Below are 15,452 nucleotides of genomic sequence, written 5' to 3'. Positions count from 1 at the left end.
GTCACCGTTCGGTCAGCGCGACGGATTGCGCCTTGTTGATAGGCTTCATGAGATAGCTGAGGATGGTCTTGCGCCCCGTCATAATCTCAGCAGTGGCGACCATACCCGGAATAATCGGATAGGACTTCCCATTCCGGATGAGTTCGGACTTGTCGGTCTTGACCTGAACGAGATAGAAGGTCTCGCCCTTTTCTTTGTCTACGATGCTGTCGGCGGAAACATTCGTGACTTCGCCTTCAAGGCCACCGAAGATCGAGAAGTCATAGGCAGATACCTTGACGATGGCCTTCTGTCCCCGCGTGACGAAAGCCACGTCGCGCGGGGAGATCTTTGCCTCCACCAACAGCGTGTCGGCAGTCGGGACGATGCCGGCGACAACCGTGCCCGGGTCGACATAGGCACCGATCGTGTTGACTTCGAGCGTGTTGACAATGCCGTCCACCGGAGAGCGGATGTCCGTTCGGCTGACGCGATCCGTGGCGCCTCTGATCGTCTCGTCGATGACCGAGAGTTCGGCCAGAGTTTGTGCTTTCTCCGTCAGCGCCTGCTGACGCAGTTGCAAGGCAAGTTCCTCGACCTGAAGGCGGGCTTCCTCGACCGCTCCGCGCAGGCGTTCAAGGCTCTCCTGGTAGACCGTAATCTGGCCTCTCTGATCGGTCAGCTCGCGCTCAAGCCCGATCAGTTCCGTCTGGGCAACGAGCCCACGCTTGGCCAGCGGGCTCATCAGATCGTATTGGCGGGTCGACTGAGCAATGTTCTGTTCAAGACGAACGATATTGGCCTGGGCTTCACTCAGTTCGTTCTCGCGCTGGCGCACACGCTCGCGCAAGACACCCGCCTTGTTCAGGTAGGCGGCCTTGTTGGCTGCAAACAGCCGTTCCTCATTCTCGCACACCTGGACGGCGACTGCCTGCACTTCCTGCGGGCAGACAAACGCGGCATCATACAGACCCGCCTCCTCCAGCGCGAGGCGCGCGATCTTCGCGCCCAGCGCGCGCGCCTTGGCGACGGACTCGCCGAGCGACGCCTCGGTCAGCTTGTTGTTCAGCTGGACAATCAATTCTCCGCGGCGAACGACCTGTCCGACTTGCACGGCGATGGTCTCGACAACGCCTGCTTCGGAAGACTGCACGATCTGCGTCTTCGAGACAGGGATCACCTTTCCCTCGCCTCTGGCGATCTCGTCGATTTCGGCAATAGCGGCCCAGGCGAGGAATATGACGATCAAGGCCGCCACCAGGGCTACGATCATGCGGGCCATGAATGGCGGAGTATCGGCTACGGGGCGGCTCACGGCTTCACCCCCTTTTTCTGCATGGCGTCGATAACTTGCTTCTTCGGTCCATCCGCCACAACACGTCCCTTGTCGAGAACGATCAGGCGATCCACGAGGTCCAGCATGGTGAAGCGGTGGGTCGCGATCAACAGTGTCGTGTTCCTGTCGAAGGCAGTGGAGAGGCGATTGATCAGATGGCGCTCGCTTGCCAGATCCATCGCGCCCGACGGTTCGTCAAGAAAGACGATCTTCGGCTTCGTCAGGAGCAGTCGCGCGATCGTCATGGCCTGCTTCTGGCCACTCGACAGGTTGGACCCGCGCTCCCCGACCGGCATATCGAAACCGCGGGGATGGCGCGAGACAAATTCCTCCACGCCGGTCATCCGCGCCACCTCGAGCAGTTCCTCGTCGGTCGCGTCTGCTCGGCCGATCAGGAGGTTTTCCTTGACGGTTCCGGAAAACAGATCCGATGACTGGCCTGCAACCGCAACAGCGGAACGGACTTCAGACATGTGATATTGGCGAATATCCACGCCATCGATCAGCACGCGCCCTTCGGTCGGGACAAAAAGGCCATCCAGAAGACGCCCCAGGGTTGTCTTGCCCGACCCGATGCGTCCGATGATTCCGACTCGCTCTCCAGGGGCTACCGTCAGCGACAGCTTGTTGATCACCGGGTGGTCGGAACCGGGATACTGGAAACTGACGTCTTGGAAGCTGAAGCCACCTTGCTGGATCTCGCGATTGACGAAGCCAACGGTCGCAGGCCGATCATCCGGTTGCTCCATGACCTGATCGAGGATGCGGAGGGACAGTGTAGCCTGACGGAAGCGGGCAAGCGTCATGGCGATCTGACCGAGCGGTGCGCCGGCGCGGCTTGCCAGCATCACGGTCGCGACGATTGCCCCCATTGCGAGACGCCCTTCGGAAAACTCGTAGGTGCCGGCAATGACGATCAATACGCCGACGATCTGCTGGATCAAAGTCGTGAGATTGATCGCATTGGTCGAGATGTGTTTGATCTCTTCACTGGTCCGGCTCGAATGCTTCATCAGTTCCTGCCAGCGGCGCAGCATGGTGGCTTCCGCGCGCAGGCTTTTCAGCGTTTCAATAGTCGAGATTGTCTCGACCAGAAGCGATTGACGCTTCGACGCCTCGTTGGCGGCCGCCGCCATACGATGACCGATCTGAGCCTGAGCGCGCAATCCGATGGCGACAGACAGGATCAATGCGACGGCTGGAATAATCGCCAGCCAGCCTGATATCAGATAGATGACAATCAGGAAAATAAAGACAAAGGCTGTATCGATCATCAGACCGATGGTGTTGGAGGTAAAGAACTCACGCACGAACTCGTATTGCATGACGCGGTTCGCATACTCCCCCGTGGACATCGGGCGGGAAGCCAGCGTGGTGTTCAAGACCTTGTCGAAGATCATCTGCGATAGTCGCAGATCGGCATTTCGTCCGGCATGGTCTATGAGAGCCGCTCTCGCTTCTTTCAGGAGATAGTCGAAGAGATAGGCCAGCAAGATGCCGACGGCGAGTACCCAAAGCGTCGGGATTGCCTTGTTTGGCAGAACCCGGTCATAGACGTTCATCGTGAAGAGCGGCGAGGCCAGTGCAATCACATTGATGAACAGCGCAGCCACGATGACGCGCATATAGGTGCGCCAGTAGGGCATCAGAGCCCGGACCAGCCAATGCCGCTGCTCGATTTCATCGGCGGTGCCGACCAAAGCCTCTTCGCTGTCGTTACGATAATAGAGCGTGAAGCCGAACGCGAAGTCTGGTGCAAGAGCCAGAAGCTCCTGATGCGTCAGGCGGGCCGCAGTCGTCGCATCACGGACGTCAAGCGTGTATATGCCGTCGTCGCTGACCTCAAGAAGCGGGAGCGTGCCGCCATCCTTCAGGACTACGATTGCGGGACAGTCGAAGTCGTTCTCGCGAATCGCCCTCTCGCCGATCCGCATGACCTGAAGACCGATGCGCTCCGCGACATGCTCCACGTCGTCGAGTTCAAGGGATTCAACGATTTCGTCCGGCAGCCCCGAAAACAAAACGGTGTCTGAACTGGGACGACCGTAGTAGGTCGCCACAGCCTTGAAGGACGCACGAAAGCTCAAGCGGGCACGAGTGCCCGCCGTTTCAGTCCAGGAATTTAACATGTCATCCTATTGGATGGGCGTTTATTGGAGCGGCGCCAGGAGGTCCATCGGAATCCCCGCCTTTTGCCGCGAATCCCGCTCGACATAAGCCCCATTCTGGGTTGTCTTCACGGTGAATTCATTGCGCGCATAAGCGTCAGTCTGGTTGACCGCCTTGACGTTCATCGTTTTCAGCAGCGAGCCCGACGCCGCCAGAATCTTGTACTCGGCGAAAAGGGCGGCTACGCGAGCCGTTTCGGCAACTATGCTTGTGTTAAAACGGGTGTTTTGCGCATCGAGAACGTCGAGCAACGACCGCTGGCCGATCTTGAACTGCTCGCTATAGGACGATACCAGCTGCGCATTCTGCGACGACTGCGAATTCAGGATCTGGGAGAGTTCGCCACGGCTGCTACGTTCGTTCCAAGCGGACCGTACGGACTCTTCGATCTCGCGATGGACCTGATCCGAGGCAAAACGCTGCTCGCTGGCGCGACGGATACGCTCTTGCTCCCGGGCCTGATCGATACCGCCACGATAAAGGTTCCATCGGGCGACCAGGCGCACCTGAACGTCGTTGGTGTTGCCCTGACTTGAGCCGACGTCATTTCCGACAAGTGCACGACCTTCGAGATCAAGGGTCGGCGCATAATTCGAGCGGGCAGCACGCACGGCAGCATCCGCGGCATCGATATCAGCACGAGCCGAGTAGATACGCGGATTGTTCGCCTTCGCCGCTGCAATGGCATCCTGCAGGGTGCGCGGCAGCGACTTGGCGACCGAGCCCGGGACCTTTGCATTGGCAATCGGCTCACCGACCGTTTTCAAAAAGCGGATCTTCGTGAGCTCGAGCTCTTCTTTAGCTTCGCGCAGACGGGCCTGGGCAGCAGCAAGCCGCTCACGCCCCTGCACTGCGTCAACCTCGGTCAACGCACCGCCAGAAATGCCCTGGTTGATGTCAGCAAGGATCCCGTTGTGGAAGGAAACATTCTGCTGAGCAACACCAACGATCTTGGTCTGCAGGATATACTCGAGGTAATCCTGGACGACCTGAAGAGCGATTGTCTCCGAACGCTCGAGAACGCGGAAGGATGCACCATCCACGCGCGAGGCCTGCTGATCCACCTGAGCCCGGCGACCGCCGCCGTCCAGCAGACGCTGCGTCACAGTGAGACCGACCTCGGAAGAGTTAAAATTTTCGTAGTCGCGCGTCAGCGTTCCCGTGCTCGCGTTGGACAGCCGGCGCTTTCCCACACTTGCCTCGAGATCGATAGAGGGCAGGTAAAGTCCCCGCGCCTGGCGCAGCTCGAACTCCACCGCCTCACGATTTTCAACCGCCTGCGAAATTTGCGGGTTCGTCGTCAGTGCCTTCTGAATGGCTTCCTGCAACGACATTGCGCTCACCGGAGACACCGCGGCCACAGCGAAGGCTGCCGAGGTGTACATGGTCATAAATAATGTCTTTTTGGTAAACAACGGTGTGCCCCTGCCCAAATCTTCCATGGCCGAACTTATACACCGTCGATGTCACTTCTGGGAAGTCTATTCTCGGCGTCAAAAATGTTCACCCAATTTTGAACTATTAAGAAACGCCTTAAATTGGCTTTGATTGCAATAAATTTGATAGTGTAAAATCTTTTTTTAATAAATTTCAAATATCTCTTTAGTTATTTATATTCCTACAAATTCCAACTTTATTTTATTTATGATTAGTTTTTCACATTATCGTTGCGTTACTACATTTATAAAAATATTTTCTTCGAAGCAAATTGTAATAAAGTTGATTTTTTGAATTTTGCTCCATATAAATATTTATATTTTTGAGATTTGTTTAAATTTTTACTTTGGAGGTTGGCTTCCGCTCTAGACGTTTGAGTTGAGCACATCAGTTCCCAGCCCGTGTTTTTTTGGGGTTTTTTTGCCCTGCGGAGACGACGATTAGCAATTTCAGCCCGGCGGAAATCAGTAAGCGCCGCCAGCATCTGTTATATCAATAATGCTTTTGATGAGTCCTCAACAACATAATTTCAAAAACAAAGTATAAATTCAAATTCAAGCTTCATATCTCTTCATGTGATTTAGAACATCGTTTTCTTCGATCAAAATAATTCGCTTTTTCTTAATTTGAGAGATATCTAAAATCAATTGAAGCGCTTTGGCATAACATATTATACTCAAAATGCATAATGGGTTATGCTTTGATTTGAAGGCCGAGCTATCAAGCCGTGAAAAACAGACGCGTTCAACTTAGATGATAAAATCGCAGACAAGGCCGCAACTCTGACGAGATCAAGCTCAAGCGGACACATCATTACCTGAAACGCCAAGCAACGCCTCGGAGCTTGACCGTCACCATTAGCCCATAGATTCGGGCGATGAGTCGTCTGCTAAGATCGGATCCTCAACGAAACGACCGCCCTGATAGATTGCAATTGCCTCATCAGGCTTCGGCGTCGGCATGGTCGCGTTTATTTCGGCGCGAAAGCGCTCAGCGTTGTCCTTCGGCTGCCACCCGAGATAGGAGACATGCGAATTGTCCCACCAGCGGGTGTCATTGTTGGAACACCCCCAGATCACGGGGCAACCAAGGCGCGGGACGCGGAAGATGCACTCGATCATCGACAGAAAATCGTCGTAGCTCATCCAGGTAGAGAGCATGCGATGGTTCCTTGGCTTCTCCGTGCAACTGCCAATGCGCACCAATGCCGTTTCCTGGCCGAATTTTTCGAAATACATGCGAGCCAAGGCCTCGCCGAAGCATTTGGAGACACCGTAGAGGCCGTCGGGTCGAAGGGGCGCCCCATGGTCAAGGAACTCGTCCTGACGATAGAAGCCGATCGCATGGTTCGAACTGGCGAAAAGAATACGCGGCATGCCGTTGGCGCGTGAGGCTTCGTAGAGATTGTAGAGGCCCAGCAGATTGGCATTCATGATCCTGGAGAACTTGTCCTCGACGGAGATGCCGCCGAGATGAATGATGGCGTCGCATCCTGCGACCAGCCTGTCGACAGCCGCACGATCGGCCAAATCACAGGCGATTGCCTCCTCATGTGCAGCCACCGGTCCCAGATCAAGGATATCCGAGACCCTGACGAGATCCGCGAGCCCTTTCAGGCGCCCGCGCATTGCACTGCCCAAACCACCGGCAGCTCCCGTCAGCAAAAGCCTCTTCACGTCATCACCCTCCCTGTCGGATTTGCCAAGTCATCATACAGGTTGCCCCCAGTCGGTCAATATCGTACACATGGGGGGGCAAACCTCGGACGACCGAGCTTCATGCGCGGGTCCGAACAGCAGGGGACAGCAAACCGGATGGCATTGCAGGCGAGAAAGGAAGCAGGCGCGGGCACGCTGGTACAAAAGCTCGGAGACACCCTGAGGAAATCGATCGTCGCCGGGCAGTTTCCGCCTGGAAGCAAGCTCCCCAGCGAAGCCCAGCTTTCCGAGGCCCATGGAGTCTCGCGCACCGTGGTTCGAGAGGCGATCGCCTCGCTGAGGGCAGACAGACTCGTGGAAGCGCGCCAGGGTGCTGGCGTCTTCGTTCTTGCCCCATCCGAACCTGCCCCCGCCCCGCTTATCGTGGGCAACATCGATCCCGCGCGGGTTTCCTCGATGATCGAGCTGCTCGAGCTTCGCACAGCAGTCGAGGTAGAAGCAGCAGGACTTGCCGCCCTGCGGCGCTCGCCTGCGCAAGAAGAGGTTATCCTGGAGCGGCATTCCGCCATCCGTGCTTGCCTCGAGGCGGGACAATCAACGACAGCTGCGGATTTTGCCCTCCACCTTGCCATCGCCGAGGCCACGAACAATCCGCGTTTCCGCGAGTTTTTGGCCCTGATTGGCAAAAATGTCATTCCGCGGGCCGCCCTGCGTGACGAGGACAGCGAGGAGGATCAGCCCGCCTATCTACGCATGATAGACACGGAACATGCCGACATCGTCGAGGCAATTTCCTCAGGCAATGAGGCGGCGGCTCGTGACGCGATGCGCCGACACTTGCGTGGCAGCCAGGCCCGCTACAGGGCACTTTTGCGCGAGCAACGCCGTCCTGTACGATAACGTTGACCTATACCTCATAAATACGTATGACAACTTGGCCAAAGCAGGCCAAGGGAGGACACTCGACCATGACGCCGCAAGACCTGAAGGCCGCGCTCGGCGCCGGTCTGCTCTCCTTCCCGGTCACGCATTTCGATGAAGCAGGGAGCTTCAATTCCGACAGCTACGCAAAACATGTCGAATGGCTGTCGAGTTTCGCTGCGCCTGTCCTGTTTGCCGCTGGCGGCACAGGAGAGTTCTTTTCGCTGACGCCATCCGAAGTTCCGCGGGTGGTCGCCGCGGCCAAGGAGGCCGCCGGAACGACCGCGATCGTCTCCGGCTGCGGCTATGGCACGGAAGTTGCGATCGAGATGGCGCGGTCGGTGGAGAAGGTCGGTGCGGATGGCATCCTGCTTCTTCCTCATTATCTTATCGATGCACCCCAGGAGGGGATGTACCGGCATGTGAAGCGCATATGCCAATCCGTCGGGATCGGCGTGATGGTCTACAACCGGGACAATTCGGTGCTCGGTGTCGAGGTCCTGCAGCGACTTTGCGACGAATGCCCGAACCTGATCGGCTTCAAGGACGGCACCGGCGATATCGGTCTGGTGCGCCAGATCACCGCTACAATCGGGGATCGGCTCACCTATCTCGGCGGCATGCCGACGGCGGAACTCTTCGCGGAAGCCTATCTCGGCGCTGGTTTCACGACTTACTCGTCCGCCGTCTTCAACTTCGTGCCCAGCCTCGCGGTCGAATTCTACAGGGCATTGCGCGCAGGCGAGCGGGAACGCTGCGAGGCGATCCTCAAGGACTTCTTCTATCCGTTCATGGCAATCCGCAGCCGGCGCAAGGGCTATGCCGTTTCTGCGGTCAAGGCGGGCGTCCGGCTGCAAGGATTTGCCGCCGGCAAGGTCAGACCTCCACTCGATGACCTGACCGTCGAGGAAGAGGAAATGATGGCGAAGCTGATCGCGCCCTGGAAGCGTTGAGCAAAGGAAGGCGTGGGGCCATGAGGATCGCAGAGGTTCGCACTCATCTTCTTGAGCACAGGCTCGCCGTGCCGTTCCAGAGCGCGTCGATGCGCTTCGACCGGCGCGCGCATGTGCTGGTCGAGATCATCTGCGACAACGGGCTTACCGGCTGGGGCGAATGCCTCGGACCCGCCCGCCCGAACGCGACCGTCGTCGCGGCCTATCGCAACTGGATTATCGGCATGAACCCGCTGGAAACCGAGAGAATCTGGGCCGTGCTCTACAATGCGCTGCGGGACCAGGGCCAGCGGGGATTAGCCCTGACTGCGCTTTCAGGGATCGACATCGCGCTCTGGGACATCAAAGGCAAGCATTTTGGTGTGCCCATATCGACACTGCTCGGCGGACGTTTCAGGGAGAGTGTGCGGGCCTATGCCACAGGCAGCTTCAAGCGCGATGGCGTGGACCGTGTCGAGGACAATGCGACGGATATCGCGCTCTACCGTGCGCAGGGTTTCCACGCATCCAAGATCAAGGTCGGGTTTGGCATTGAGGAAGACCTGCGCGTCGTTCGCGCCGCGCGAGAGGCGGCGGGACCTGACATGCGCCTGATGGCGGACGCCAACCACGGCTATGGGGTGCTGGAGGCGTTGGAGTTCGGACGAAAGGCAGCGGACTACGGCCTTGACTGGTTCGAGGAGCCGGTTGTGCCCGAGCAACTCGCGGCTTATCGCGAAGTGCGGGCCAGACAGCCGATCCCAGTTGCCGGGGGCGAAACCTGGCACAGTCGCTGGGGCATGAAGGAACCGATCGAAACCCGTGCGATCGACATCGTGCAACCGGACCTTGCCGGCGTCGGCGGCTTCACGGAAGCCAGACGCGTTGCGGATCTCGCGGCCATCCATGGCGTCCGGGTCGTGCCCCATGTCTGGGGCACTGCCGTCCATATTGCGGCAGCCCTCCAGTTTATCGCCGCGATGGTGCCGGATCCGCTACGGGTCAATCCGATCGAGCCCATCCTCGAGTTCGACAGAACCGACAATCCATTCCGCCAAGCGGTTGTCCAGACACCAATCGACCATTTGGACGGTATCGTGCATATCCCAAACGCCCCCGGTCTCGGGATCGAGATCAATCGGGATGCTCTGAGGGACTTCAAGATGAGGGACGAGGCATGAGCCTGATCCGCCCCCCTCTCCGACCGCAAGCACTCAATCTCCGTTCCAAAGGCGGCAGGATACCAACCCAACTGGCATAGTTTCATTGAGGCTATCCCAGGTGCGGTGAAGATCATCTTCTTGGTGCTGCCCAACATGGGCATGGCCTGCGGGATCAACCCGGTCATTCAGCTCTGATCATGATTCCGAATGCCGATGTGGGACTGATTACACCGCCTGGCTAGGCCGTTCTCTTCGTCGGCTGCGCCGCGCAAAATCCCGAACCGAGAAGCAATAGAGATCATCTGGCCGCTTCTCGCAGCTTGGGTGACGGCGCCTTTGATAGACACCTTCATTCTGAGCTTTCGCTGTGGTCACCCGCAGTTCAAGTGATCATCCATGCCTGTCGGGGGGCCTTCCAGCAGCGGGTTTTCGAAGCCGGTTCCGTTATCAGGAATGAGCAATCTGCTCAATCATTCTTGTCACTTTGCGGTTCTGATCGCGCAAAATGACAGATTATCGCCGTTTCGGCAAAGCTGCACGCTCGATAGACTTTGCCAAAGTTTGTCTTCAACCGGTGGATCATGACAGCGCCAGCCCCTTCGGAAAAAGCCCTCGTCCCCTTCGTTAGCGTCGAAAACATGATGAGGCTCGTGCATCACATCGGCATCGAGCAGGTGCTCACAGAACTGACCGATGTCATAGAGGCTGATTTCAAGCGCTGGGAGCTCTTCGACAAAACGCCCCGCGTTGCATCCCACTCCCGCGAAGGTGTCATCGAACTGATGCCGACGTCGGACGGCGAAATCTACTCGTTCAAGTACGTCAACGGCCATCCAAAGAACATGGCGGAGGGTCTGCAGACAGTCACGGCCTTCGGCCTGCTCGCCGATGTCTCCACTGGCTATCCCGTGCTTTTGACCGAGATGACATTGCTGACGGCGCTGCGGACAGCTGCGACTTCCGCCATGGCGGCCCGTCACCTCGCTCCGAAGGGTGCCACGACGATGGCGATGATTGGCAACGGCGCCCAGGCGGAATTCCAGGCGCTTGCCATGAAGGCCGTGCTCGGCATTTCGCATGTCAGACTTTTCGACATCGACCCCAAGGCGACCGAAAAGGCACGGCGTAACCTCGAAGGCTCCGGTCTGCATGTGACGGCCTGCGAAACCTCGCAGTCCGCGATCGAAGGCGCTCAGATCATAACGACCTGCACGGCGGACAAGCAATTTGCGACAATCCTCACCGACAACATGGTCGGCGCCGGCGTGCACATCAACGCGATCGGCGGCGACTGCCCCGGCAAGACCGAACTGCATCGCGACATCCTTTTGCGCGCTGATACGTTCGTGGAGTATCCGCCTCAGACACGCATTGAAGGCGAAATCCAGCAGATGGAACCCGACTATCCCGTGACCGAACTCTGGCAAGTCGTGACGGGTCAGGTCGAGGGACGCCGGAGCGACAAGCAGATCACCCTCTTCGACAGCGTCGGATTCGCGATCGAGGACTTCTCGGCTCTTCGCTATGTGCGCGATCGCGTTCTCGGCACGGCGTTCTATCAGTCCGTTGATCTGATCGCTGACCCAGATGATCCGCGTGACCTTTTCGGCATGCTTCAACGGGCAAAGAACTGAGTGTGCTACCGGAGTGCGGGCGCGTTTAAGCGGACGGAAATATTTGGGTTCTAAAATCTCCTCCTGATCTAGGAGTGCGCCCAATGGATGAAGCCGAACGACTAAGTGTCCTTGAGCAATACGGCATTCTCGACACCCCGCATGAGGAACCGTTCGAGCGGATCGCAGCGCTGGCTCGCTTGATTTTCGACACGCCGATCGTGCTGATCTCGCTTCTGGACGACCGGCGACAGTGGTTCAAGACGAATATCGGCCTTGATGTGCGTGAAACCCCGCGCGAGCAGGCCTTTTGCAACGAAACGATCCGCAGCGATGACGTCCTCGTCATTCAGGACGCCGTGCATGACATCCGAACGGCTCGCAATCCTCTGGTGACGGGCACGCCGCATATTCGATTTTACGCGGGTGCGCCTCTTGTCACCCCGGAGAAGGCGCGGCTGGGATCGTTTTGCGTCATCGATAGAGAACCGCGCCCGTTCGACGACCGTCAGAAGGCAATCCTGCAGTCGCTCGCCAGCCTTGTGATGAAGGAAATGGAACTGCGGCGCCAGACGGACCAAGACTGGCTGACCGGCGCCGCTTCTCGATCCGCATTCCAGGCCAACTTTGCCCGGCTCATCGGACACAAGCAGCCACCATCAATCGGACTGATCAGCTTCGACATCGATCACTTCAAACGGATCAATGATCGCTTCGGTCATCTCGCCGGCGACCGGGTGTTGATTGGCGTGGTGGATGTTTGCCGGACTGTGCTCAGGGATGGCGATGTCATCTCCCGTCTCGGCGGCGAAGAATTCGCGGTGGTGCTGCCCGGCGCGACGGCAGATAGCACACTCGCCATTGCCGAGCGCCTTCGATTGGCCATCGAAGCGTCACGCCACCCTGATATCGAGGGGCCCGTGACGGCGAGTTTCGGCGTCACCATGCTGCAGGGCAATGAGCAGGGTCTCAGCGATGCATTGCGCCGCGCCGACGAGGCCCTTTATCAGTCAAAGGCCTCCGGTCGAAACCGGATCAGCTGTTCGTGGGCACCGCCTGTCACGAAGCTCACTGGCAGCAAGATCACCGGCACATGAGTTCTGGCCCTGATGACGGGCGTAGCGCCGACGCGCTTCAAACTCACACCTGCTGCATCAGCACATCTTCGGCTTCTTCGCGCTCCATGTCGAGCACGCGCTTCGCCAGATCGAAGCCAAAGCCTTGGCGCGCGAAGGACGAAATCTCCTTGCTCCATCGCGCTTCGTCGATCTCGACATCCGGTCGGCGGAACGGCCCATAGGCCTTTTTTCGCGCATAGACCACGGCCGAGCGAAGGTCATCTGCATCCTGCAAGACCGTCGTCACGATTTCCCGATCAACACCTTTCTCGGCAAGCTTGCGGGCAATCGAGCGCTTGGATCGGCCGTTTCGGGCGGCAGAACTGGCCTTGATCTCCGCGTAGCTCTGGTCATCCAGCGCTTGCATGCTGCGACCGAAAGCGAGTGCTGCTTCGGCAAGGGCATTCACCTGCTCATGGCTGATGTCTTCGAACTTGTCGCGAGCCTTGCGCTTGATCGCGTCGGCAAGCTCACGCTCCGTCATCATCCGCCGGGCGAGCCTGTAGGCGGCCGAGTTCTTTGCCCAGGCCAGCATCCGGGGCGTCGGTTGTGTCCCATGAGGATCAGAGGGATCGTCCATATGGTGGATGTCCCAAGTTCGCGGGCCAACGTCAACGCGATTTTTATGTCTCGGCGGGAACCGTCCCGCAGACACATAGTTCGAGCGTGCAATGGCACTGGCGATTTGTTCCGCTCAGTGCCCGGCAGGGGACAATGGATATGCCTACACCACTTGGTCTCGTTCGCGGGCTCGGGAGCGCGAAATCCGGCACTGCCACCTTCGTGAAAGAGCGGCTCAGTGGCCTCGCGCTTTTTTTTCTCACGCCCTATCTGCTGGTCGTCATGATGCCGGTGTTCGGGCAACCTTACCCGGTTGTCCTGCAGGCTGTTGGATCGCTGTGGATCGGGCCCGCACTCGTTGCCTTCCTGCTGATCAACGCCACCCATATGGCGCTTGGCATGCGGGTCATCATCGAAGACTACGTTCACACCACCATCTTGAAATACACGCTGCTCTTCCTGAACTGGGCCTTCAGCTGGGGCTGCTGTCTTCTCGCGATCATCGCCGTGATCCGGATCATGTTCGTTGCCGTGCAGACGTAGTGCCCGGTGGCCGGGCTCTCAATGAGAGCGCAGCCAATCATTCAGTTCGGCTTCAGCACGCTCCAGAGCGCTGTAGTTCAGGAGCTTGCGAAGCAATGCCACCGTGACGGCTCGGGCACGAAGGTTGAAGCGACCCTCGTCCGGCTCGTCGGTGGACATCTGGTACACCCCAAGTTTTTCGTAGAGCTGCTGCAGCCGGTTCTGGACGCTGCGCAACGAGAGGCCACGGCGGCGGGCGATCGTGCGGTCGGTCAGGCCGAGCGCGATGTCGACGAGGATCTCGTATTCGCTGTCGCTGAAGCCCTTCACCTGTCCGAGGCTTTTCTGCTGCATGCCCCGCACTTCGCGGTCGATGACACATTGCGCCTCGACGAAGATGCTCCTGAGAGCGAGCTTCAGCCGCTCATCGGAGGCCGATTTCAGGACATAGCCATAGGCGGCCCCATCCGGCACGATGCGGGAAACGCCGCGCACATAGGCCTCATCGGAGTAGTTCGACCAGAAGAGAATGCGGGTGTCGGGCCGTTCCTTCCAGATGGTCCGCGCCGCCTCGATGCCGTTTCTGGCGTTCATCTGGAGGTCCATGACGATATGCGCAGACTTGTGTTCGCGGGCCATCTTTTCACCGTCGGCCCCATTTTCTGCCTCCAGCACGTCCCGGCATTCCGGCAGCGCCGAACAGACAGCCTCCAGCAGATAGGACCGATGCAGGGGATCATCCTCCACGATCAGAACCTTCATGCTTCGTCTCCCCTGCTCTTCATCGTTTGTGCCGGCAGCGGCAGCTGAACTCGCACCGTCGTGCCCTCGCCCTCGCGATTGGCTCCGATCGTGAATTTGGCCGAGATCAGCCGGGCCCGCGTCATCATGTTGTCGATACCGCCGCCCTCGCCTCTGGCTACACGCGTAAGCCCGCGGCCGTCGTCGGTGACCTCGATGATCACGGCCGTGCCGCTGGCTCGCAGGCGCACATCAAGGCTTGCGGCATGGGCATGCCGGACGGCGTTGTTGATCGCCTCCTGCGTGATCCGGAACAGCGCGATGCGGACGGTCTGGTCGACGAGATCGATCGCCCCTTCGGTCTCGTCGATCAGGCGCCAGGAAAGCACGGCTCCCTGGTCGCGCACGGCGCGGTCGAGATGGTTTTCGATGGCATGGGCAAAACCGAAGAGCTGCAGAACGGCAGGCTTTGCCTCCTCGATGATCTCGCGCAGGTTCTGCATGCATTGCTGCAGGCTGCGGGCGACCGGCTCCAGCATTTCACCGCTCAGTTCCTTCTCCTGCATCATGCGGTCGAGCCGGCGCGACAGCCGGGTAAGATCGGCCAATGTCTGATCGTGCAGGTCCATACCGATGCGCTGGCGCTCGCTTTCAAGCGCTTCCGTCAGGTTCAGCGCACCGAGCCGCAGGCCTTCCTCGCGCGCCCGCGCCTCAGCCTCGATGATGGCCGACTGCTTGGCCTGTTCAGCCGCGCGTAGCGCGAAGAAATACGGAGACAGGAGGTCAGCGATCGACTGGGCGTTTTCGACATCCTGGGGCGAGTAGAAATCAACCTGATGCGAGGAGCAACTCAGCGCCCCGATGACCTCGCCGCCAACCTTGAGAGGGACGTGAATACGGCTGCGCAGATTGTGCTCGAAGATCGGGCGGGTGAAAGGTGTGTCGCAGTGGTAGCGCGTTTCCTGCTGGGCATCAGAGGTCAGGAGAAAGTCCATCTCGCCCCAGAGCAGTGTCCGGATCGGGCTGCTGGCGACGGGCGCGGGCGCGGTCTGGCCCCAGAATGTGTCGAGACCGGTTTCATAGGCCGTGTGATAAAGACCGTTGACCATCATGATACACACGTCGAGGTGGTCATGCGGCACGATATGCGATACTTCGACGCCGACAGCCTTGATTGCCGAACGGAAATCGAGCTGGCCGGCCAAAAGCCGGGATATGCCGAGATAATGATCGAGCAGAGCCGGTGGCGCGATCTTGAGCATTGTCTTCCTCCCGCGCGGCCACTCCCCTGACCGCACTCCC

14 protein-coding genes are annotated in these 15,452 nt (G+C 58.7%); 6 read left to right on the top strand and 8 right to left on the bottom strand.

What is annotated here, in order from left to right; genetic code table 11:
- Nucleotide 1: 1 nt before the first annotated feature.
- From H6M51_RS02315 to H6M51_RS02295, 5 genes are all read right to left on the bottom strand, one after another.
- The gene (locus tag H6M51_RS02315) at nucleotides 2–1,261 is read right to left on the bottom strand and encodes an HlyD family type I secretion periplasmic adaptor subunit (protein WP_185808433.1); all 1,260 of its coding nucleotides are present in this window, start codon (nucleotides 1,259–1,261) and stop codon (nucleotides 2–4) included.
- Between the two features lie 29 nt (nucleotides 1,262–1,290).
- Nucleotides 1,291–3,444, bottom strand: coding sequence for a type I secretion system permease/ATPase (locus tag H6M51_RS02310; protein WP_185808258.1), 2,154 nt, complete (start codon nucleotides 3,442–3,444; stop codon nucleotides 1,291–1,293).
- Nucleotides 3,445–3,465: 21 nt separating this feature from the next.
- The gene (locus H6M51_RS02305) at nucleotides 3,466–4,818 is read right to left on the bottom strand and encodes a TolC family outer membrane protein (protein WP_185808432.1); all 1,353 of its coding nucleotides are present in this window, start codon (nucleotides 4,816–4,818) and stop codon (nucleotides 3,466–3,468) included.
- 347 nt (nucleotides 4,819–5,165) lie between these two features.
- Nucleotides 5,166–5,405 (bottom strand): hypothetical protein, encoded by a 240-nt coding sequence (locus H6M51_RS02300; protein WP_185808257.1) that lies wholly within the window; start codon nucleotides 5,403–5,405, stop codon nucleotides 5,166–5,168.
- A 373-nt stretch (nucleotides 5,406–5,778) separates the two neighbouring features.
- Entirely contained in the window at nucleotides 5,779–6,597 is an 819-nt protein-coding gene (locus H6M51_RS02295; RefSeq protein WP_185808256.1) for an NAD(P)-dependent oxidoreductase, read from the bottom strand.
- A 138-nt stretch (nucleotides 6,598–6,735) separates the two neighbouring features.
- On the opposite strand from H6M51_RS02295, the gene H6M51_RS02290 reads away from it, so the two are divergent.
- The 5 genes from H6M51_RS02290 to H6M51_RS02270 all read left to right on the top strand — a co-directional run bounded on the left by H6M51_RS02290 (nucleotide 6,736) and on the right by H6M51_RS02270 (nucleotide 12,305).
- Nucleotides 6,736–7,479: a FadR/GntR family transcriptional regulator gene (locus H6M51_RS02290; RefSeq protein WP_185808255.1), complete on the top strand. Its 744-nt coding sequence runs from the start codon at nucleotides 6,736–6,738 to the stop codon at nucleotides 7,477–7,479.
- Between the two features lie 68 nt (nucleotides 7,480–7,547).
- Nucleotides 7,548–8,453: a 5-dehydro-4-deoxyglucarate dehydratase gene (kdgD, locus tag H6M51_RS02285; protein WP_185808254.1), complete on the top strand. Its 906-nt coding sequence runs from the start codon at nucleotides 7,548–7,550 to the stop codon at nucleotides 8,451–8,453.
- 20 nt (nucleotides 8,454–8,473) lie between these two features.
- Entirely contained in the window at nucleotides 8,474–9,613 is a 1,140-nt protein-coding gene (locus tag H6M51_RS02280; RefSeq protein WP_185808253.1) for a mandelate racemase/muconate lactonizing enzyme family protein, read from the top strand.
- Nucleotides 9,614–10,176: 563 nt separating this feature from the next.
- Nucleotides 10,177–11,229 (top strand): ornithine cyclodeaminase, encoded by a 1,053-nt coding sequence (locus H6M51_RS02275; RefSeq protein WP_185808252.1) that lies wholly within the window; start codon nucleotides 10,177–10,179, stop codon nucleotides 11,227–11,229.
- Nucleotides 11,230–11,312: 83 nt separating this feature from the next.
- Nucleotides 11,313–12,305 carry a sensor domain-containing diguanylate cyclase gene (locus H6M51_RS02270; RefSeq protein ID WP_185808251.1) on the top strand — a complete coding sequence of 331 codons (993 nt, stop codon included), beginning with the start codon at nucleotides 11,313–11,315 and terminating at the stop codon, nucleotides 12,303–12,305.
- Between the two features lie 43 nt (nucleotides 12,306–12,348).
- Here the strand turns inward: H6M51_RS02270 and H6M51_RS02265 are convergent, their stop codons facing one another.
- The gene (locus tag H6M51_RS02265; protein ID WP_185808250.1) at nucleotides 12,349–12,906 is read right to left on the bottom strand and encodes a regulatory protein RecX; all 558 of its coding nucleotides are present in this window, start codon (nucleotides 12,904–12,906) and stop codon (nucleotides 12,349–12,351) included.
- A 140-nt stretch (nucleotides 12,907–13,046) separates the two neighbouring features.
- Between H6M51_RS02265 and sdhD the strand changes: the two genes are divergently transcribed.
- The gene (gene sdhD, locus H6M51_RS02260) at nucleotides 13,047–13,430 is read left to right on the top strand and encodes a succinate dehydrogenase, hydrophobic membrane anchor protein (protein ID WP_185808249.1); all 384 of its coding nucleotides are present in this window, start codon (nucleotides 13,047–13,049) and stop codon (nucleotides 13,428–13,430) included.
- An 18-nt stretch (nucleotides 13,431–13,448) separates the two neighbouring features.
- Here the strand turns inward: sdhD and H6M51_RS02255 are convergent, their stop codons facing one another.
- Together H6M51_RS02255 and H6M51_RS02250 are read right to left on the bottom strand one after the other, a co-directional pair.
- Nucleotides 13,449–14,171 (bottom strand): response regulator transcription factor, encoded by a 723-nt coding sequence (locus tag H6M51_RS02255; RefSeq protein ID WP_185808248.1) that lies wholly within the window; start codon nucleotides 14,169–14,171, stop codon nucleotides 13,449–13,451.
- On the bottom strand, nucleotides 14,168–15,412 hold the full coding sequence (locus tag H6M51_RS02250) for a GAF domain-containing sensor histidine kinase (RefSeq protein ID WP_185808247.1): 1,245 nt from the start codon (nucleotides 15,410–15,412) through the stop codon (nucleotides 14,168–14,170). The genes H6M51_RS02255 and H6M51_RS02250 overlap by 4 nt, the downstream gene beginning before the upstream one ends.
- Nucleotides 15,413–15,452: the final 40 nt, after the last annotated feature.

It is taken from the genome of Rhizobium sp. AQ_MP (assembly GCF_014237835.1).
GTDB lineage: Bacteria > Pseudomonadota > Alphaproteobacteria > Rhizobiales > Rhizobiaceae > Allorhizobium.
The sequence above is the reverse complement of the archived record's forward strand: the minus strand, read 5'-3'. Positions and strand labels throughout refer to the sequence as shown.